The following is an 18,325-nucleotide window of genomic DNA, read 5'->3' as shown; positions in this document are numbered from 1 at the left end:
TCGCCGGCGCGGTCAGGGGAAGGTCGCGGGCCGGCCTCGAAGGGCCGGCCCGGCGACGGTCCGCGGGGGGAGGCCGCTCAGGCGGCGACGGCGCCCGCCTGCATGGCGAGACGGCCCAGGACCGTGTTCAGCCCGTCGACGACCTCGTCGTCGTCGACCGGGTGGAGCTCGGCGAAGCGCGTCAAGGAGCCGGGGATGGACAGCTTGGCGTCGGTCAACACGTCGGCGCCGGCGATCCCCAGGGCCTTGCGGGCCTCGTCCTGGGCCCACACGCCGCCGTACTGGCCGAAGGCGGTGCCGATCACCGCGACCGGCCGGCCCTGGAGGGCACCGGTCCCGTACGGGCGGGACAGCCAGTCGATGGCGTTCTTCAGCACGGCCGGCATGGTGCCGTTGTACTCGGGCGAGACGAGCAGGAAGCCGTCGACCGCGCCGGCCGCCGCGCGCAGGCGGAGGGCGGCCTCGGGCACGCTTCCCTCGGCGTCGAGGTCCTCGTTGTAGAAGGGCACGTCGGCGAGTCCTTCGTACAGCTCGATCTCCACGCCCTCGGGGGCGTTCTTGACGGCGGCCTCGGCGAGCTGGCGGTTGTGCGAGCCGGCGCGCAGGCTGCCGACGAGTGCGAGGAAGCGGACGGACATGGGGACTCCCGGGGTCTGGGGCGAATGTAAACGGACCAAGGTCCGCTTTGGTTGTATCAGACTAAGCGGACCGTAGTCCACTTATCCGGATGTGCTGCTACGCTGTGGTCATGGCCACGTCCCTTCCGCCCCCGACCGACTTTCCGGAGGGGCGCGCGGATCTCCCGCTCACCGTCGCCGGCGAGCCGCCCCGACTGCGGGCCGACGCCGAGCGCAACCGCACCCGGCTCCTGGAGGTCGCGGCCGACCTCATCGCCCAGCGCGGGATCGAGTGCCTGACGATGGACGCCCTCGCCGCCGCCGCGCAGGTCGGCAAGGGGACCGTCTTTCGCCGGTTCGGCAACCGGTCGGGCCTGCTCTTCGCCCTCATGGACCACCATGAGCGGCTGTTCCAGGCCGCGTTCATCTCGGGGCCGCCGCCCCTGGGGCCCGGAGCGTCAGCACGGGAGCGGCTGCGCGCCTTCGGGTCGGCCACCATCCGGCACGAACGCGCCTACGGGAACCTCTACCTCGCCGCGCACGAGGACGTGATCCGACGCTACGAGGCCCCGGCCTACCGGCTGCGGATCGCCCACCTGTCCCTGCTCATGCGCGAGGCGGGGGTGGAGGGCGACCGCGAACTCCTCGCCCACACGCTGCTCGGATACCTCGAGACCCCGCTGGTCAGGCACCTGACGACCGACCTGGGGATGACCCCGGAGCGCCTGGAGGCCGGCTGGGACGCGCTGGTCACCCGCCTGTTCGGTCCGGCCTAGGCCGTGTTTTTTGCAGCATTCCGGGCTCGCGGCCGCCAGGACCGCCTCTCGTGGCACCTCTGCGCTCGTCAAGCACAACCAGGCTGAACGTCGACCATCGTCTTGCGAGAGACGACCTGACGACCGCGAGCTCACCCGAAAGCCTGCAGAAGAACACGGCCTAGCCGACCGCCCGAGGTGGCCGCGCATCATCTCTCTCCGCGTGATCGTCGTATAACTTCGTGTCATGAAGAAGGGGAGTACGCGGGCGCACCCGTGGAACCGGACGCTCCTTGCGGCGGAGATCGCGGCGGTCGTCGCCCTGTACTACCTCCTCCCGCTGGAGGAGGCGGGGTGGCACGTGGTCCCGCGCTGGGCGCTGTTCGTCCTCGGCGTCGGGCTGATCTGCTGGTCGGTGGTCTTCACGGCACGGCGGCAGGAGCGGGTCAACCCCGGGGAGCTCTCCCCGCACGGGCCGGTCCTGCTCGCCGTCTCCGGGCTCGCGCTGTTCGCCCTCGCCGACTACGGGCTGGCCACCGCCTACCCGGGAGAGTTCGAGGGCCTGGAGACCCGGACCGACGCCCTGTACTTCGCACTCACCACGCTGGCCACCGTCGGATTCGGCGACATCCACGCCCAGGGGCAGTACGCCCGCCTGCTGCTCCTGGCCCAGATGGCGTTCAACCTGATCGTCATCGCCGGCGCGGTGTCCCTGCTCACCTCACGGCTGCGCGCCCGCGCCCGCGGGTCGGCGCGCTGACGGGCGCGGTCAGCGGATCCGGTCCCGCCAGTCGGCCGGGACCCGGTCGGCGGGAGCGGGCACCGGCTGGTCCTCGGGGTGCGAGGAGGGCGGCGCGAGCTTCGGCCCCCGGCCGGCCTGGCCGGAACGGAAGTCGAAGAACCAGTCCTCACCCGGCTCGAAGCTCTGCATGACCGGGTGCCCGGTCTCCTCGAAGTGGTGGGTGGCGTGCCGGCTCGGGGAACTGTCGCAGCAGCCGACGTGGCCGCAGGCGGCGCACCGGCGCAGGTGGACCCACCAGCCCTCGCCGTCCAGGCATTCCCGGCAACCGGGGCCGCTCGGCGGAGCGGAGGGGTCGATCACGTTCGCGGAGTCGTCCATGGGGTCCACGGTAGCCGCGCGCCACCGGTTTCCGTCGTTGGTCCGCCGCCCGTGTCGGACCGGGACGCGCGGCGCCAGGACGTGCGACGCCGGGGCGCGCGTCCCGGTCCCGAACGCCGGGACGGGTCACATGATGGTGCGGGCGTACTCGTGCAGCGCGTCGCGCACGAAGACGGCCCCCTCCAGGCCGTCGTAGGTGGGCCTGAACGCCGGGTCGTCGACGTAGAGGTCGCCCAGGCCGCGCACCATGGCGATCGAGCGCTCCCGGTCGCCCTCGGCCGTGGGGGTGCCGGGGATCCCGCTCAACCACTCCACGTGCCGGGCGGCCATCGCCTGGGCGCGCTCGGAGGCGGGCCCCACCCCGGACCGGTGGGTGTCGATCCACGCCGCCACGAGGGCGTCCTGGTCCTTCTTCCAGGCGCGCTGCTCGGCCAGGCTCTTGCCGTGCCACCAGTCGTTGCCGGCCCGGAAGGCGTCCTCGCCCCAGCGCTCGACCACGTCCTCCTCGAAGTGGTCGTTGAAGCCGTTGAGCATCACGTCCATCTGCGGCTCGGCCCCGGACCGCAGCGCCTCCAGGGTGTGCCGCACCGCGCGGATCCGCCGGTCGATGCGGTCCCGCTCGGCCTCCAGCTCGGCGACGTGGTCCATCAGCCCCTGCTCCTGGTCCACCTCATCGGACAGGACCTGCGCGATCGCCGACAGGCCCATCCCCAGGCGGCGCATCAGCAGGACGCGCTGCAACCGGGCGACCGCGTCGGGACCGTAGTAGCGGTACCCGTTGGCGCCCACCCTGGTGGGGGTCACGAGCCCGACGCGGTCGTAGTGGCGCAGGGTGCGGCTCGTGACGCCGGCCCTGGCCGCCAGCTCGTGGATCATCCACTCCATGGGCGGCCCAGCCGGTCCAGTGCGGTGGCGATGACCTTCGCGCTGTCGGCGTGCACGGCCTCGGCCGCGCTCTGCCCGGTCTGCGCCAGGTAGGCGTCGACCAGCCGGTTGCCCGCGGCGTACCCGGCCCCCGTCGGCAGGCCCACCGGGGCGGCGCCGAGGTGCTCGGCGATGGTGTCGCCGAGCACCCAGGCCGGGAAGTTCTCCATCCCGGTCACCTCGAGTCCGGAGACCACCTTGGCGAAGACCGCGTCGTCGTGCAGGTGGGGCACCCCGATGCGGGCGTGGCCGAGGTCGTCGCCGTACAGCTCACGGGCGAAGGCGTCGGCCAGGCCCTCGCCGACCACGTGCTCGCCGACCATCACGGTCGCCGGGTCCCACACCACCCCGCCCGGCGCGTAGCGCACGTTGTGGTTCAGCTCGTGCCCGGCGGTGACCTCCAGGCGCGCCACGTTCTCCGGGAAGGGCCAGAGGGTGATCACGATGGTGCCCGAGATCCCGCCGAACCCGGTCACGCCGAGGGAGGGACCCATGAAGTTCACGTCACCCGGGTCGCCGAGCACGAACAGCACGGTGATGTCGGGGACCTCCAGGCCCGGTCCGGCCGCCGAGAGCGCGGCCAGGCCGTCGTCGAGGGCACGCCGCATCCGGCCCAGGGCGTCGGCTTCGACCAGGGTGTCGAGCGCCGCCAGGCACCGCTCCTCGTCCCGGTCGAGGGGGAACCCGGCCGACCGCAGGTGCAGGTCCACCAGGTCGACCTCTCCGGGGGCGTAGCGGTACATGGGCCGGCTGGGCTCCAGCATGGATCCCAGCAGGTCGGGGCGGTCCTCGGCCGGGGCCCGCAGGATGGCGCGCATGGCCGACAGGGTGTCGGGAACGGTGATCGTCATGACACCCGACCCTAGACATTGACGCAGCGACAAGGTCAAGCTCGTCGCGGCGGCCTGCAAGAGTGGGAGGCGCGAACCGGCGCGGGAGCCGGTCCGTGTGGGACCGCCATCCCCAGGCGAAAGGACCACCGGACGTGGCCGACACAGCGATCCGCGTCGACGGACTCGAAGTCACCTATCCGCGCGCCGACGAGCCCGCCGTCGCGGGCATGTCCTTCGACGTGGGGCAGGGGGAGATCTTCGGTTTCCTGGGCCCCAGCGGCGCGGGCAAGTCCACCACCCAGAACGTGCTCACCCGACTGCTGCGGCGCTACCGCGGCGACGTGCGTGTCCTGGGGCGCCCGCTGGAGCGGTGGAACGCGGACTACTTCGAGCGGGTCGGTGTGGGGTTCGAGCTCCCCGCCGGGTTCGGCAGGCTCACCGTTCGCGAGAACCTGGCGGCCTTCGCCTCGCTCTACCGCGCCCCGGTCCGGGACCTCGACGCCCTGCTGGCCTCCGTCGACCTCGCCGACGCCGCCCACCGGCGGCTCACCGAACTGTCCAAGGGCATGCGCATGCGCCTGAACCTGGCGCGCGCCCTGGTCAACCGGCCCGAACTGTTGTTCCTGGACGAACCCACCTCGGGACAGGACCCCGTGCGCGCGGCCCTGCTCCGCGACCTCATCAGGTCCGCCGCCGACGCGGGCAGCACCGTCTTCCTCACCACGCACGACATGACCACGGCCGACCTCCTGTGCGACCGGGTGGCCTTCGTCTCCCAGGGGCGCATCGCGGCGGTGGACACCCCGCGCGGCTTCAAACTGCGCCACGGCCGGCCGGGGCTCGTCGCCGAGATCCGCGGCCAGGGGCGGCGCGAGCTCCGGGTCGAGGAACTGGCCGACGACGCCGCGCTGCTCGCGCTCATCCGGGAGGGCGCCGTGGAGACACTGCACACCCGCGAGGCCACCCTGGACGACGTCTTCGCCACGGTGACGCGGGAGACGCTGTGAGACGAGTGCGGGCTGCGATCCGGCTGGAGTGCGGGATCGAGTTGCGCTACGGCATCGTGCCCGTCGCGGCGGGCCTGGCGGTGCTGTGGACCGCGGTCCTGCTCCTGCTGCCGGCCGGCACGGCACGGATCGTCGCTCCGTACCTGCTGTTCACCGACACGGCCGGGTTCGGAGCGCTCTTCGTCGTGGTCCTGTTGATGTTCGAGCGCACCGAACGGGCCAGGGACGCGCTGGCCGCCACACCGCTGCGCACGGGCGAGGCCGTGGCCGTACGGGTGCTCGTCCTGACCGCGCTGTCGGTGTGCGTCGCCGCCCCGATGGTCCTGGCGGCCGGACGCGACGACCCGGCCGGACTTCCGGCGGCCCTGCTCGCCGGACTGGCCGGCGTGGCACTGATCTCCCTGTTCCTGTTGTCGCTGTGCCTGGCGGTGAGCGCCCGCGCGCGCACGCTGCAGGACTTCCTCGTGGTGCTGCCCGCGGTGGCGGTGCCGTTGATCGTGGCCCCCGTCGTGCACATGGCCGGGTTCCTGGAACACCCGCTCATGTACGCGGTGCCCACCACGGTCGGCGCCGACCTGATCCGGTGGGGCCTCGCGCCGGAGTCGGTGGCCCAGTCACCCGCCGTCCTGGGGCTCGGGGCCGGGTACGCGTCGCTCTGCGTGGTCGCGGCCCTGGTGTGGGCCCGGCACGCCGTGGACGCGGGAGCGGTGGCGCCGCCCGCGGCTCCGGCCCGAGCGCGGCGGGCGAGCGGCTCCCCGCGGGGACCGGCCGCGGTCGGCCGCGGGGCGGCGCCGGCGGTGCTGCGCTTCGCGCGGACCGACCTCTTCGGTACCGGTCGCGATCCGATGCTGCTGATCGTGTTCCTGGCCCCGCTCCTGCTCGCCGTCGGGGCGCGGTTCGGGTTCGCGGGTGTGACCGACTACGTCCGGGGCGCCTACGGGACCGATCTGACCACCGTGGCCCCGATGGTGCTCGCATTGTTCCTGCTGCACCTGCCCCTGATGTTCGGGGCGGTGGGCGCCATGCGCGCGATCGAGGACGTGGACGAGCGCGTCCTGATGGTGCTGCGGGTCTCCCCGCTCACCTTCGGCGCCTACCTCGCCTACCGCACGGGCGTGGTGGCGGTGCTGTCCTTCGCCGGCCTGCTCGTCGCCCTGCCCGTGAGCGGCCTGATGCCCGGAGGCTGGTCGCCGGGCACGGTGGTCGCCGTCGTCCTGGGCACGGCGCAGGCGCCACTGCTGCTGGTGGCCGTGACCGCGTTCGCGTCCAACAAGGTGGAGTCCCTCGTGGCGGTCAAGGCCGCCGGCGCCGCCATGGTGGTCGTGCCCGTGCTGGCGTGGGTCGTGCCGGCGCCCTGGAACCTCCTGCTGCTGGCGCTCCCGCCGGCCTGGCCCGCGCTGGCCGTCCCCGGGTACACCGCGGGGCCGCTCGGCGCCCCGGCGCTCCTGGTCGGCGGTCTGCTGGTGGCGGCGGTGGCGACGGCCCTGCTCGTGCGGCGTACGGCGCGCAGGATCGACGGGGCGGGCTCGACGCTCTGACCCGGACCCGGTGAGGGGGCCTCGGCCGGACCGCTGTTGGTGGGGTCGGAGGAGCACCGCCCGGCGGCGGCCCGGGGGAGGAGGCCGCCGGGGCGGCGCACCGCGAGCCGCGAAGGCCCACGGTCCGCCAGGGCCGGGGCCCGGTCGGCGCCGGCTCGGGCCGACCGGGAGGGGCCGGTACGTCAGGCGTTGCCGAACTGGTCGCGGGCGGCGTCGGCCGCCGCGGCCCCGGGGTCCTCGACCACGCCACCGAAGGCCTCGGCCTGCTCCTGGAAGCCGCCGACGCTCTCGGTGGCCCCACCGACCACCTCCTCGCCGTAGCCCTGCGCGGCCTCCGTGGCCCCGCCCAGGGCCTCCTCGCCGTAACCCTGCGCCGCTTCGGTCGCCCCGCCGAAGGTGTCCTCGCGGAAGGACTGCGCCGTCTCCTGCGCGGTGTCCAGGCCGCTGCCCTGCAGGGTGTCGGACACCCCCTGGGTCATCTCCTCGGTCGCGCCGCCGAAGATGCCCTTGAACCACTCGATCACGCCGTCGAACATCGCTCTCAACTCACTCCGTAGGTGTGGCCCCTTCCTATCCAATCGGGATAAGCACACGGTAAGGGGCGTGTGCGCAGGGTGATCAACGAGGGAGGGAACGACCCTCACGGGACGGGCAGTGGAGGGCCGAGGCCGCTGCGGGCCAGCCGCCTCCGCGACCGGCCCCGCCTGTCCGTATCCTCTCCCGACCACATGGACGGCCGGGCTCGCGCCGGCGGTGGTGGCGACGTCTCTCTCTGGTAGGCGGTGCGCTCGTGGCCGCTGTGGTCAGTGGAAAGTTCAGTGATTCCCACTCGGCCGATTATCCCTTCCGATAACCGATTTATGTTCGCCTTCGTCCCTTGTGCGATGTTCCGACTTTGTGCACTCTGGCTCACTGGGAGTGCCCGGGAATGGCGCGAGGAGGACTTGTGGCGGACCTTGAGAACATCCTTCGTGGGCTGGTGCAACCGACGAGCCTGACCGTGAGGAGCGGGGAAGAACTCGTGGGAGCGGTGGAATCCACGATCACGAAGGACGACGAGCGGCTCAAGGAGAAGGGGAAAGAGCCTCCTCGGCGCAAACCACGGCTGTCGGCCCTGCCCCACGAGGAAGCCTCCTTTCCTGACGTGGCTCCGCTGAGTGTTCTCCATGCCTTCGCCAGGTCGATCTCCCTTGACGGGCAGGGGTCGGCCAGAGGACTCGCCGAGCACTGGGGCTGCCTGAAGTACGCCCTCGCCCTGGCTTCGGAAACACCGGAGAAACTCCTGCTCCTGTCTCCCGAGGGCCGTTCCACGCGACAACAGCACAGGAGGACTCAGGCACACGAACTGGGCGCGGCTTTCGGTGCTTTCACGGCCGAGTGCGTTCTTCGGCGGCGTTTCCGGGGACACCGGGTCTCGATCGTCCCCGCGGACATCGCGTTACTGGCGGGGTGGACGCTGACAGGCGCCAGATACCGTCCTCGGTTCCTCGCTGAGGTATGGAAGCCGGGGGAGCCCGGAAGCGTCCTGCCCATTGCGTGCAAGGGGCACCATGGGAGGGCTTCGAACTCACATGCGCAGTTCGCCTCCGCTTCGATTCACCTGGAGGCGGTGCACATCGGCCCGTGGAACAGGACGCCGGGTCTGTTGTTCAGCACCGAACTGAGCACGAAGGGGCCGATCGTCGTGCACGCTCTGCGGGCGGACGGCGACGGAGGAGCCCTTCCAGCCGCAGGCGCCCGGGTGAACGTGCCGCTGTGGGACCGCCCCCTGGACCCCTTCATCATCAGGCCCGCCGACGGAGGCCTTCCCGAGGAGGCGTTCTCCGGCTTCCACGTCCGAACGCGGGACTCGGGCTGGTTCCGGCAGGTCCTCGCTCGGGTGGACGCTGCGGGGCTGACCGCCTTCACCGGCGCCAGGAGCGCGACCGCGCGCTACCTCACCCGCCGTCAGGGGCAGAAGGACTACACAGGGCAGGAGCACGCCGCGATCAGTAGCGTCCGGGACACACGCCAGACCCTCCTCGGTACCCGGTGTGTCGGCACCGAGCACGTGTTCCGTATCAACTCTCAGCGTGTGGAAGCGTTCACGGGTGTCGCCGAGGACCTCGTCGAGCACCTCGACAACGGCAGGGTCGACAGGTATCGCCGCGAGGCCCATGCGCGATTCGCCGGCGAACCGTTCGCGATGTGGGACGAACGCTGGCGGGGAGCGGTATCGGTGCGGCCGGACGGGTCCGTGCTGGCGATTCGGCGGCTGCGGGCCTGTACGCACGCGTCACACGACGAGGAGTAGGAACGATCGGCGTGCGCACCGCGGCGGCTGTGACGTCGAAGAAGGCATCCCGCTCTTCCCGTCCCCCAGGGGGAGGAGCAATATGGGCCCATGGTGAGCGAACCCGATGTGACGACGACGAGGGCGTGGACGGCGATCGGCGGGTCCCCGGACCTGACCGAGAAGGTCTCCTACCGTGGTGCGGGGCAGGTGCTCCCCGCCGTCCTCCCGGTGCGTGAGCTCGCCCGCGCGACGGTCGGGGCGTGCTCGCTCGCCGCGGCCGAGCTGCTGGCCGCGCGCAACGGGGGCCCGATCCCCGACGTGCGGGTGGACGAGGGCGCCGTGGCCACCGCGTTCGTCAGCGAACGCCACCTGCTCGTGGACGGCCGAGCACCGACCCCCTTCGCGCCCCTGTCCGGTTTCTGGCGGACCGCCGACGGCTGGGTGCGCACCCACGCGAACTACCCGCACCACCGCGCCCGTCTGCTGGCCGCGCTCGACATCGACGCCGGTGGCAGCCGCGTCGGTGCCGTGTCAGCGGGGGAGGGGGCCGGAGCGGAGGACGACCGCGGCGCGATGCTGGTCGGGCGCCTCACCGAACGCCTGGCGCGACTCAACGCGCGGGAGGTCCAGGAGCGGGTCTACGCGGCCGGCGGTCTGGCCGTGGCCGTGGCGCCCGCGCCCGTGGGCCGGTCCGCGTCGGGGCGGGAGCCCGCCCTGCCCCTGGCCGTGACCGAGGTCGGCGAGCTCGGGGGAGGACCACTGCCGTCGGCCCCGCTGCCCGCCGCCGGCGTACGTGTCCTGGACCTGACCCGGGTCATCGCCGGACCGATCGCCACCCGGACCCTGGCGCTGCTGGGCGCGGACGTGCTGCGGGTGGACTCGCCGGGCCTGCCGGAGGACCCCGACAGCCACATCGACACCGGGTTCGGCAAGCGCTCCACCCTGGTGGACCTGGAGTCCGACGAGGGGCGCCGTGCCTTCGCGCGGCTGCTCGACTCGGCCGACGTGGTCGTGACCGGCTACCGGCCCGGCGCCCTCGACCGGCACGGCCTGGCGCCCGAGGCGTTGGCCGCCCGCCGCCCCGGCCTGGTCGTCGCCCAGTTGTGCGCCTGGGGATGGTCGGGCCCCTGGTCCGGTCGCAGGGGGTTCGACAGCCTCGTCCAGGCGGCCCGCGGCATCGCGGCGATCGAGGCGGACCCGGCCGACCCCACGGGCCGTCCGGGCGCCCTGCCCGCCCAGGCCCTGGACCACGGCACCGGCTACCTCATGGCCGCGGGGGCCCTGCGGGCGCTCACCGACCGACAGGCCGACGGCCGCGGCCGCCTCCTGCGGTTCTCCCTGGCGGGCACCGCCGCGTGGCTGCTGCGCGGCGTCAACGGCGTACCCGTCGGGAACGACTCCTACGACGCCGCCGAGCGGCTGGCCGAGACCCCGTCCCCCTACGGGCTGTTGCGCTACGCGCTCCCGCCCGTCCACTACGAGGGGGCGCCCCGGACCTGGGCCGCTCCGCCCACCCTCTGGGGTACCGACACCGCCGACTGGGCGTAGGCCGTGTTCTTCGCGGCCCGCGCGCCGCGCGGGCCGCGGAGCTCGGTTCACCGGGGCGGCGTGGAACGGCGGGTGAGGGGTGCGTAGGGTCGGCCCCAGTGCCGCCGGCCCGACGCCGGACCGCCCGACGAGAGGGACACCGTCCATGCAGAACCGTGGTGACCGGGACCCGGACCCGACGCCGACCGGGCCCGTCCGGGTGGCGATCCTCGACGACTACCAGGGCGTGGCCACCTCCTTCGCGCCCTGGTCCGAGGCGCCCCTGGACCTGGAACTGTCCGTCCACCGCGAGCCGCTGGCCGACGACGACGCGCTGGTCGCGGCGCTCGACGGCTGCCAGGCGGTCGTGCTCATGCGCGAGCGCACCCCGCTGCGGCGCGCGGTCGTGGAACGGCTCCCCGATCTGCGGCTCGTCGTGACCACCGGGCGCGCCAACAGCGCGATCGAGAAGGACCTGGGCGTCATGGTCTGCGGGACGGACTCCTCCTCGGCCGGCCCGGCGGAGCTCACCTGGGCCCTGATCACGGCACTGCGCCGACACCTGGTCACCGAGGACCGCGCCGTGCGCGAGGGCCGGTGGCAGTCCACGGTGGGCGAGGCGCTGGAGGGGTCGACCCTGGGCGTGATCGGTCTGGGCCGCATCGGGACGCGGGTCGCCGCGGTCGGGCGGGCCTTCGGCATGCGGGTGCTGGCCTGGAGCACCAACCTCGACCACGACCGGGCGCGCGAGCTGGACGTGGAACCGGTCGCCAAGGAGGAGCTGATCGCCGCGTCCGACGTGGTCTCCCTGCACCTGCGCCTCAGCGAGCGCTCGCGCCACACCATCGGGGAGCCTGAGCTCGCCCTGATGAAGCCCGGCGCCGTGCTCGTCAACACCTCCCGGTCCGGCCTGGTCGACACCGCGGCGCTGTGCCGGGCGCTGGAGTCGGGGCGACTGGGCGGTGCGGGCCTGGACGTGTTCGACCGCGAGCCGCTCGGCCCGAAGGACCCCCTGCTCGACGCTCCGCGCACGGTGCTCACGCCCCACCTGGGCTACGTCACCCGGCAGAACTACCGCGTGTTCTACGAGCAGGCGCTGGAGGACATCGTCGCCTTCTACGCCGGTTCCCCGGTGCGCGTCGTCCAGGACGTCCCGCGCCGCTGACCGCCGACCGCTGACCGCCGGTTCCTGACCACCCGGCCGCGCACTCGACAAGGCTCCGCCACCGGCCCGTACGGACCCCGTACGGGCCTATTTCCACTCCAAGTATGGAAATGATAATCATTACTGACTAGGATTCCTGGGGACACCGACCCCCGGAGGAATCCCTTGGCGCCCATCGGACACACCGTCGTCATCGGCTCGGGCCTGGCCGGGCTCACGGCGGCCGCCGCCCTCGCCCCCCACGCCGAGCGGGTGACCCTGCTGGAGCGGGACCGGCTGCCCGACGGAGCCCTGTTCCGCCCCGGCGTCCCGCAGAGCCGCCACCTGCACTCGCTCATGTGCTCGGGCCAGGAGGCCCTGGAACGGCTGCTGCCCGGCTTCGGCGCCGACCTGCGGGCCGCCGGAGCCGTCGAGTTGCGCGCCCCCTGGGACCACCTGTGGCTCAGCGCCGCGGGGTGGTGCACCCGCTTCGCCCCCACCCACGTGGTCCCCTCCGCCAGCCGCGAGCTGATCGAGTCGGTGGTCCGGTCCAAGGTCACGGCCCTGGGCGCGGTGCGCGTACGCGAGGGAGCCGAGGCCGTCGGCCTGCTCGGGGACCACGCCGCGGTGCGCGGCGTCCGCGTCCGACAGCGGGGCGGGGCAACGGAGGACCTCGCCGCGGACCTGGTCGTCGACGCCGGCGGGCGGTCCTCGCGCGTGCTCGACTGGGTCGCGTCGACGGGCCTGGGCCGGCCGAAGTCCACCGTCGTCGACTCCCGGGCCGGCTACGCCAGCCGCTACTACCGGGTGCCCGAGGGCTTCTCCGACGACTGGCGGATCATCTCCCTGGGCAACCACCCCTCCCAGACCCTGCACGGCGGCGCCCTGGTGCCCATCGAGGACGGCCTCTGGCACGTGTCCCTCTTCGGCTACCTCGACGACCACCCGCCCACCGACGAGGCCGGATTCCTGGAGTTCGCCCGCGGCCTGCGCGACCCCGTGCTGTACGAGACGATCCGCGGGGCCGAACCGCTCGGCCCGGTCCGCGGCTTCCGGCACATGGCCAACGAACGCCACCACGTCGAGGAGATGGAGCGCTGGCCCGCCGGTCTCCTCGTGCTGGGCGACGCCCTGTGCGCGCTCAACCCCGTCTACGCCCAGGGCATGTCCGCCGCGGCCCTGACCGCCGTGGCGCTGGGGGAGTGGGCCGCCGAGGCAGCGCCGGCCGACGCCGCGGCCTTCCACCGGCGCCTCGCCCCCGACCTCGACCGCTTCTGGCAGGTCGCCGTCGGCGCCGACACCGCCTACCTCGCCGACCCCGGCACCCCCGTCACGGAGGAGGCACGGCAGGCCGCCGAGCAGGGCGACCGCCTCCTGCACGCGGCGATGGTCGACCCGGTGGTCAACCGCACCTTCTTCGACGTGATGATGCTCGTGGCACCGCCCGACGCGCTGGCCGACCCCGACATCGTCGACCGCGTCGAGCGCGCCGGCCGGACCCCGGCCAACGCGTCCGCGCCCTTCGAGCGACCCGCGCTGTGACCGCCGCGTCCGCGGACCGCGCCGGAACCGCCGCCGCGGGCGCCCACGACCTGAGCGCGTTCCCCGGCCTCGCCCGCGGGCTCGACCTGGCCGTCCTGCGGGCCATCGCGGCCGGTGTGCACGCCGCCGCCGGTCCCGGCCCCTGGACGGCCGAGGGCGTCGCCGACGCCTTCGCCGCGGCCGACCGCCACCGGTGGATCCCCGGCCACTGGATCGCCGCCCTGGCCGACGAGGGGATGCTGACCGCGCAGGGGTCCGCCCACCGGCTCACCGCCCCGCCCCGGCGGCGCGACCTGGCCGGTGTGCGCCGCGACCTGGACCGGGCGCGCGCCGGACTGGGCTACCCGCCCGAGCTGAGCGCGTTCCTGCTCCGCACGCTGCGCGAACTGCCGCGCCTGCTGCGCGACGAGGTCAGCCTCCAGGCCCTGTTCTTCCCCGGCGGCGACACCGCCGTCGCCGAGGCCGTCTACCGCGACAATCCGCTCAGCCGCTACCTCAACGCCGCGGCCGCCGACGCCGCACGCCACGTCCGCCCCGCCGACCCGTCCGGCCTGCGCGTCCTGGAACTGGGCGCGGGGATCGGAGCCACCACCGCCGACCTGCTGCCCGTCCTGGACGGCAGGACGGCCGAGTACCGCTTCACCGACCTCTCCCCCTTCTTCCTGGACCTGGCCCGCGACCGCTTCCCCCAGCCGTACCTGAGATACGAGGTGCTCGACTTCGCGACCGACCTGCCCGGGCAGGAGGGCCCCTTCGACCTCGTCGTGGCGGCCAACACCGCCCACAACGCGCCGCACGTGCCCCGCCTGCTCGGCCAGGTGGCCGACCTGCTCGCGCCGGACGGGCGCCTGCTGCTCATCGAGACCTGCCACGAGCCCCACCAGTCGCTCACCTCGATGCCCTTCCTGCTGTCGGGCCGCACGCCCCGCCAGGACCTGCGGGCCGGAACCGAGCGCACCTACCTCACCCGGCACGAGTGGTGCGAGGCACTGCACACCGCGGGGCTGCGCGTCCTCCTCGACCTTCCCCATCCCACCGAGCCGCTCGACGCCCTCGCCCAGCGGCTCCTGCTCGCCGCACGCTGATTGGAGCCATCCTTGACCACCTCCGCTCCCGCATCCGCCCCCGCGCCGGATTCCACTCCCGCCCCGGACTCCGCCTCCGTCGACGCCGAGCTCGCCGACATCTGGGTGAGCCTGCTGGACCTGGACCCGGAGGCGATCACACCGGAGGCGAGCTTCCTGCGCCTGGGCGGCGACTCCGTCCTGGCCGTGCGCATGGCGGCGCTCGTGCGCAAGCGCCTCTCCGTGGTCCTGGCGCTGTCCGATGTCACCGTGGAGGTGACCTTCGGCGAACTCGCCGACCTCGTGCGCCGCCGCGCCACCGCGCCCGGTGAGGTCCGCGACCTGCCCATCGACGTGGTCCGGCGCGCGGACCCGACCGCGTCCTTCCCCCTCATGCCGCTGCAACAGGGCTACTTCGTCGGCCAGCAGGGCGGCTGGGAACTGTCCTACGAGTCCGCCCACTTCTACGGCGACGTCGGTCTGACCGGCGTCGACCCGGAGGAGGCCGCCGACGCGCTCACCGACGCCATCGAGCGCCTGGCCGAGCACCAGCCCACACTGCGTGCCCGGGTCACCGCCGAGGGCCGCCAGTACGTCCTGCCGCCCGACGCCCCGGGCGCCGTCCCCGAACTGCGCGTGTACGACCTGCGCGAGGAGACCGAGGCCGACGTCGCGGCCACCCTCGACCGCGTCCGCGCGGAGATGGCCGCCCGCGGCCCCGACGCCACGCGCGGTCCGGGGCTGGACGTTCGGCTCTCCCTGTTGCCCGGTGACCGGGGACGGCTGCACACGGCGATGAACCTGCTGGTCTTCGACGGGTGGTCGGCGACCGTGCTCAACCGCGAACTGCTCACCCTCTCCTCGGACTGGAACGCCGCCCTGGCGCCCCTGGAGATCGACTTCGGGGACTACGTCGACGCCCTCCAACGGCTGCCCCAGACGCAGGCCTGGGCCGAGGACCGCGACTGGTGGTGGTCGCGCCTGGACGCGCTGCCCGACCCACCGGCGCTGCCCCTGCGCACCGACCCCAAGGAGGTCAGCCCCACCCTGATGGGGCTGCGGGAGGCCCACCTGTCCACCGAGCGGTGGGCGGCGCTGAAGGAGGCGTGCGCCGCCCGCGACGTCACACCGTCCACGGCGCTGCTGGCCGCGTTCTCCGTCGTGCTCGCCCGCTGGGCGGGCCACCGGGACCTGCTGCTCAACTCCCTCCAGCTCAACCGCCTGCCGCTGCACCCCGACATCCACCGGGTGGTGGGCGCCTTCGCCTCCACCATGCTGATCCCGATGGAGCTGCCCGAGAACGCGACCTTCACCGAGATCGCGGGCCGGGCGCAGCGCGTCTTCGGCGAGCACGCGGCGCACAACCTCGTCTCCGGCGTGGAGGTGTCCCGTGAACTGGCCCGGCGGCGCGACACCACCCGGCCGGTCGCGCCGATCGTCTTCCAGAGCACCCTGGGCATGGACGCGGCCATCGGCGCGCGGCACCCCTCATCGGTGGGCCCGCTGGGCGAGATCTCCTTCGGCGACTTCTACCACCAGCTGCGCACGCCCCAGGTCGCGCTGGAGGCGCGGGTCTACGAGCTCAACGACGAGATGGCCATCGTCTTCTCCCTCGTCGAGGAGCTGTTCGACCCGGCGCAGGTCGACGACGCCTTCCAGGAGCTGGTGCGCCTGGTCGAGGAGCTCGCGGACGGGCCCGCCTGGGACCGGGTCGTGACGCTGCCCGAGGCGCGCGGGAGCGGCGACGACGGACTGCGCCTGGGCCGGCTGGACACCGCCCGCCGGCAGGAGGCCGCCGGGCCGCCGCGCGACGACACCGAACGGCTCATCGCGCAGGTCTGGGAGGACGTGCTCCAGGTGCCCGTGCTCGACCGGGGCACGGACTTCTTCCAGCTCGGCGGCGACTCCCTCCTGGCCGTGCGCGCCATCGCCCGGCTGGTGAAGGAGACCGGGGCGACCCTGGGGGTGCGCGACTTCCTGGACGCGCCGACGGTCGCGGGCGTGCGCGCGGCGCTCGGGGAGGCCCGGTGATCGGGGTCCTGGGCGGGTCGGGGACGGTGGGGGCGGTCACCGCCGACCGCCTGGCGCGCTACGGCCTGGGGCCGGTGCGCGTGGGCGGACGCGACCTCGGCCGGGCCGCGGCCGTGGCCGAGTCCCTGGACACCGAGGCCGAGGCGGTCCGGGTGGATCTGGCGCACGCGCACTCCCTGGCGGAGTTCTGCGCGGGCACGTCGGTCGTGGTGAACTGCGCCGGCCCCTCCTACCGGGTCCTGGACACCGTGGCGCGGGCCGCCGTGGCGGCGGGGGCGGACTACGTGGACGCGGCGGGCGACGCGGTGGCCATGACCGCCCTGCGGGAGAACGCTCCGGAGGCCCTGGCACGGCGGTCGGCGGTCTTCTCCGCCGGGCTCATGCCGGGCCTGTCGGGCCTGCTGCCGCGGCTGCTGGCGCAGGACGGGCCGCTCGCGCGCCTGGACGCCTACGTGGGCGGGGCGACCGCCATCGGCCCGCTCTCCGCGGTCGACGCCCTGCTGACGCGGGGGCCGGGCTTCGGCTCCGCCCAGGCGCTCTGGCGGGACGGCCGCGTGGTCGAGCACGCCCTGGCACCCCTGCGCGGTGTGGTGCTGCCGGGATTTCGCGACCGGGTCCACGCCGTGCCCTTCCTGTCCGCCGAGGCGCGGGCGCTGGGCGAGGCCCTGGGCGTGGACGAGCTGCGCAACTACACGGTGTACGTGTCGGAGCGCATCCCCGAGGCACTCGCCCGCGCGTGGGCGGACATCGACGCGGGAGGGGACCTCGACGCACACGTGCCGGAGGTCGTCGCGGCGGCCGACGGGGACGTGGCGGTGGGCGGCTCCTGGTACACCCTGCTCTTCCACGCCCGCGCGCGGGAGCGGGGCGGGTCCGGACCGACCAGGCTGCTCCTGCGCACGCCGGAGTCCTACGCCCTGAGCGGTGTGGTCGCCGCCCTGACGGTCGACGCCCTGGTCAGGGGGAAGGTGCCCGCGGGGGCGCACGCCGCCGCCGACGTGCTGGACGCGCGCTCGGTGCTCGACGCGCTGAGCGCCGATCCGCTCGTCGACGAGATCGACCTGGCCTGAGCACCCGCCCGCGCTCCCCGGTCCCGCCCGGCGCTCCCCACGCCCCGGGCGGGGCCGGGGCGGCGGCGGGTCGGCCGGCTCACCGGAGGGCGTCGGCCACGGCGTCGAGCGTCTCGGCGCGGTGCGGCACGAGGTAGAAGTGGTCGCCGGGGAACACCCGCAGGTCCGTGGGCCCCGTGGTGGCGCCCGCCCAGCGCGAGGCCCGGGCGGGGTCCAGGTCGGGGTCGGCGGCGCCGAGGAACACACTGACCGGGCACGTGAGCGGCGGTCGGCGGCGCGGTCGGTAGGTCTCGATGAGCCGGTAGTCCTCGCGGACGTAGGCCAGGATCATCGCGCGCAGCTCGGGGGCGCGCAGGACCTCGGCGTCGGTGCCGCCCAGCCGCCGCAGCTCCTCGGCCAGGTCGTCGTCGCCCATCAGGTGGACCTTGCCGCCCTCCTCGTCGTGCGGGGCCTCGCGCCCGGAGGCGAACAGCCGCAGCGGCTCGGGTTCGCCTCGATCACGCAGGGCGTGGGCCACCTCGTGGGCGACGGTGGCGCCCATGCTGTGCCCGAAGAGCGCGTAGGGCCGGTCCAGCAGGGGTGCGAGCTCGTCGGCGATCAGCGCGGCCATGGCGGACAGGTCCGGCGGGAACGCGTCGCCCACCCGGTCCTCGCGTCCCGGGTACTGGACGGCGAGGACCTCGGTTCCGGGAAGGGCGTCGGCCCAGGGCCGAAAGCCCGTGGCGCCTCCACCGCCGTGGGGCAGGCACACGATGCGGCGTTCGGCGTCCGGTCGCGGGACGAAGCTCCGAAGCCACGTCGTGGATCCGTTTTCCATCGGTATCTCCCTGTCGCTCCGGATTCGGTTGTGCGAGCATGTCGATGGTAACGGTTTTCAT

17 protein-coding genes are annotated in these 18,325 nt (G+C 73.8%); 11 read left to right on the top strand and 6 right to left on the bottom strand.

The window, feature by feature from the left end:
• Positions 1 to 77: 77 nt before the first annotated feature.
• A complete protein-coding gene (locus tag DFP74_RS25295; RefSeq protein ID WP_121185403.1) occupies positions 78 to 638 on the bottom strand; it encodes an NAD(P)H-dependent oxidoreductase in 561 nt (186 codons plus the stop codon).
• Between the two features lie 110 nt (positions 639 to 748).
• On the opposite strand from DFP74_RS25295, the gene DFP74_RS25290 reads away from it, so the two are divergent.
• Both DFP74_RS25290 and DFP74_RS25285 read left to right on the top strand, forming a co-directional pair.
• Positions 749 to 1,393: a TetR/AcrR family transcriptional regulator gene (locus DFP74_RS25290; RefSeq protein WP_121188504.1), complete on the top strand. Its 645-nt coding sequence runs from the start codon at positions 749 to 751 to the stop codon at positions 1,391 to 1,393.
• Between the two features lie 226 nt (positions 1,394 to 1,619).
• Positions 1,620 to 2,132, top strand: coding sequence for a potassium channel family protein (locus DFP74_RS25285; RefSeq protein WP_121185401.1), 513 nt, complete (start codon positions 1,620 to 1,622; stop codon positions 2,130 to 2,132).
• Between the two features lie 9 nt (positions 2,133 to 2,141).
• Here DFP74_RS25285 and DFP74_RS25280 read toward each other — a convergent pair whose 3' ends face one another.
• The 3 genes from DFP74_RS25280 to DFP74_RS25270 form a co-directional block, all read right to left on the bottom strand.
• Entirely contained in the window at positions 2,142 to 2,492 is a 351-nt protein-coding gene (locus DFP74_RS25280; RefSeq protein ID WP_121185400.1) for a UBP-type zinc finger domain-containing protein, read from the bottom strand.
• A 126-nt stretch (positions 2,493 to 2,618) separates the two neighbouring features.
• The gene (locus DFP74_RS25275) at positions 2,619 to 3,368 is read right to left on the bottom strand and encodes a MerR family transcriptional regulator (protein ID WP_370013430.1); all 750 of its coding nucleotides are present in this window, start codon (positions 3,366 to 3,368) and stop codon (positions 2,619 to 2,621) included.
• Positions 3,365 to 4,267 (bottom strand): DUF2268 domain-containing protein, encoded by a 903-nt coding sequence (locus DFP74_RS25270; protein WP_121185396.1) that lies wholly within the window; start codon positions 4,265 to 4,267, stop codon positions 3,365 to 3,367. The genes DFP74_RS25275 and DFP74_RS25270 overlap by 4 nt, the downstream gene beginning before the upstream one ends.
• 134 nt (positions 4,268 to 4,401) lie before the next feature.
• Between DFP74_RS25270 and DFP74_RS25265 the strand changes: the two genes are divergently transcribed.
• Positions 4,402 to 5,256, top strand: a complete 855-nt coding sequence (locus DFP74_RS25265; RefSeq protein WP_121185394.1) for an ABC transporter ATP-binding protein — start codon at positions 4,402 to 4,404, stop codon at positions 5,254 to 5,256.
• Positions 5,253 to 6,794, top strand: coding sequence for a hypothetical protein (locus tag DFP74_RS25260; protein ID WP_121185392.1), 1,542 nt, complete (start codon positions 5,253 to 5,255; stop codon positions 6,792 to 6,794). The genes DFP74_RS25265 and DFP74_RS25260 overlap by 4 nt, the downstream gene beginning before the upstream one ends.
• A 182-nt stretch (positions 6,795 to 6,976) precedes the next feature.
• Here the strand turns inward: DFP74_RS25260 and DFP74_RS25255 are convergent, their stop codons facing one another.
• The gene (locus DFP74_RS25255; protein WP_121185390.1) at positions 6,977 to 7,330 is read right to left on the bottom strand and encodes a hypothetical protein; all 354 of its coding nucleotides are present in this window, start codon (positions 7,328 to 7,330) and stop codon (positions 6,977 to 6,979) included.
• 410 nt (positions 7,331 to 7,740) lie between these two features.
• Between DFP74_RS25255 and DFP74_RS25250 the strand changes: the two genes are divergently transcribed.
• The 7 genes from DFP74_RS25250 to DFP74_RS25220 all read left to right on the top strand — a co-directional run bounded on the left by DFP74_RS25250 (position 7,741) and on the right by DFP74_RS25220 (position 17,447).
• Positions 7,741 to 9,087 carry a hypothetical protein gene (locus DFP74_RS25250; protein ID WP_121185388.1) on the top strand — a complete coding sequence of 449 codons (1,347 nt, stop codon included), beginning with the start codon at positions 7,741 to 7,743 and terminating at the stop codon, positions 9,085 to 9,087.
• Positions 9,088 to 9,177: 90 nt separating this feature from the next.
• Positions 9,178 to 10,617 carry a CoA transferase gene (locus DFP74_RS25245; protein WP_121185386.1) on the top strand — a complete coding sequence of 480 codons (1,440 nt, stop codon included), beginning with the start codon at positions 9,178 to 9,180 and terminating at the stop codon, positions 10,615 to 10,617.
• Positions 10,618 to 10,762: 145 nt separating this feature from the next.
• Entirely contained in the window at positions 10,763 to 11,761 is a 999-nt protein-coding gene (locus DFP74_RS25240) for a D-2-hydroxyacid dehydrogenase family protein (protein WP_121185384.1), read from the top strand.
• A gap of 165 nt (positions 11,762 to 11,926) precedes the next feature.
• Complete coding sequence (locus DFP74_RS25235; protein ID WP_158613057.1) at positions 11,927 to 13,282, top strand: NAD(P)/FAD-dependent oxidoreductase; 1,356 nt, start codon at positions 11,927 to 11,929, stop codon at positions 13,280 to 13,282.
• Positions 13,279 to 14,367, top strand: coding sequence for a class I SAM-dependent methyltransferase (locus tag DFP74_RS25230; protein WP_121185380.1), 1,089 nt, complete (start codon positions 13,279 to 13,281; stop codon positions 14,365 to 14,367). The genes DFP74_RS25235 and DFP74_RS25230 overlap by 4 nt, the downstream gene beginning before the upstream one ends.
• A 12-nt stretch (positions 14,368 to 14,379) precedes the next feature.
• Entirely contained in the window at positions 14,380 to 16,377 is a 1,998-nt protein-coding gene (locus tag DFP74_RS25225) for a condensation domain-containing protein (protein WP_121185378.1), read from the top strand.
• Positions 16,374 to 17,447, top strand: a complete 1,074-nt coding sequence (locus DFP74_RS25220) for a saccharopine dehydrogenase NADP-binding domain-containing protein (RefSeq protein WP_121185376.1) — start codon at positions 16,374 to 16,376, stop codon at positions 17,445 to 17,447. Before DFP74_RS25225 ends, DFP74_RS25220 begins: the two co-directional genes overlap by 4 nt.
• A gap of 79 nt (positions 17,448 to 17,526) precedes the next feature.
• On the opposite strand, the gene DFP74_RS25215 is transcribed toward DFP74_RS25220, so the two are convergent.
• A complete protein-coding gene (locus tag DFP74_RS25215) occupies positions 17,527 to 18,264 on the bottom strand; it encodes a thioesterase II family protein (protein ID WP_121185374.1) in 738 nt (245 codons plus the stop codon).
• Positions 18,265 to 18,325: the final 61 nt, after the last annotated feature.

It is taken from the genome of Nocardiopsis sp. Huas11 (assembly GCF_003634495.1).
Lineage (GTDB): Bacteria > Actinomycetota > Actinomycetes > Streptosporangiales > Streptosporangiaceae > Nocardiopsis.
The sequence above is the reverse complement of the archived record's forward strand: the minus strand, read 5'-3'. Positions and strand labels throughout refer to the sequence as shown.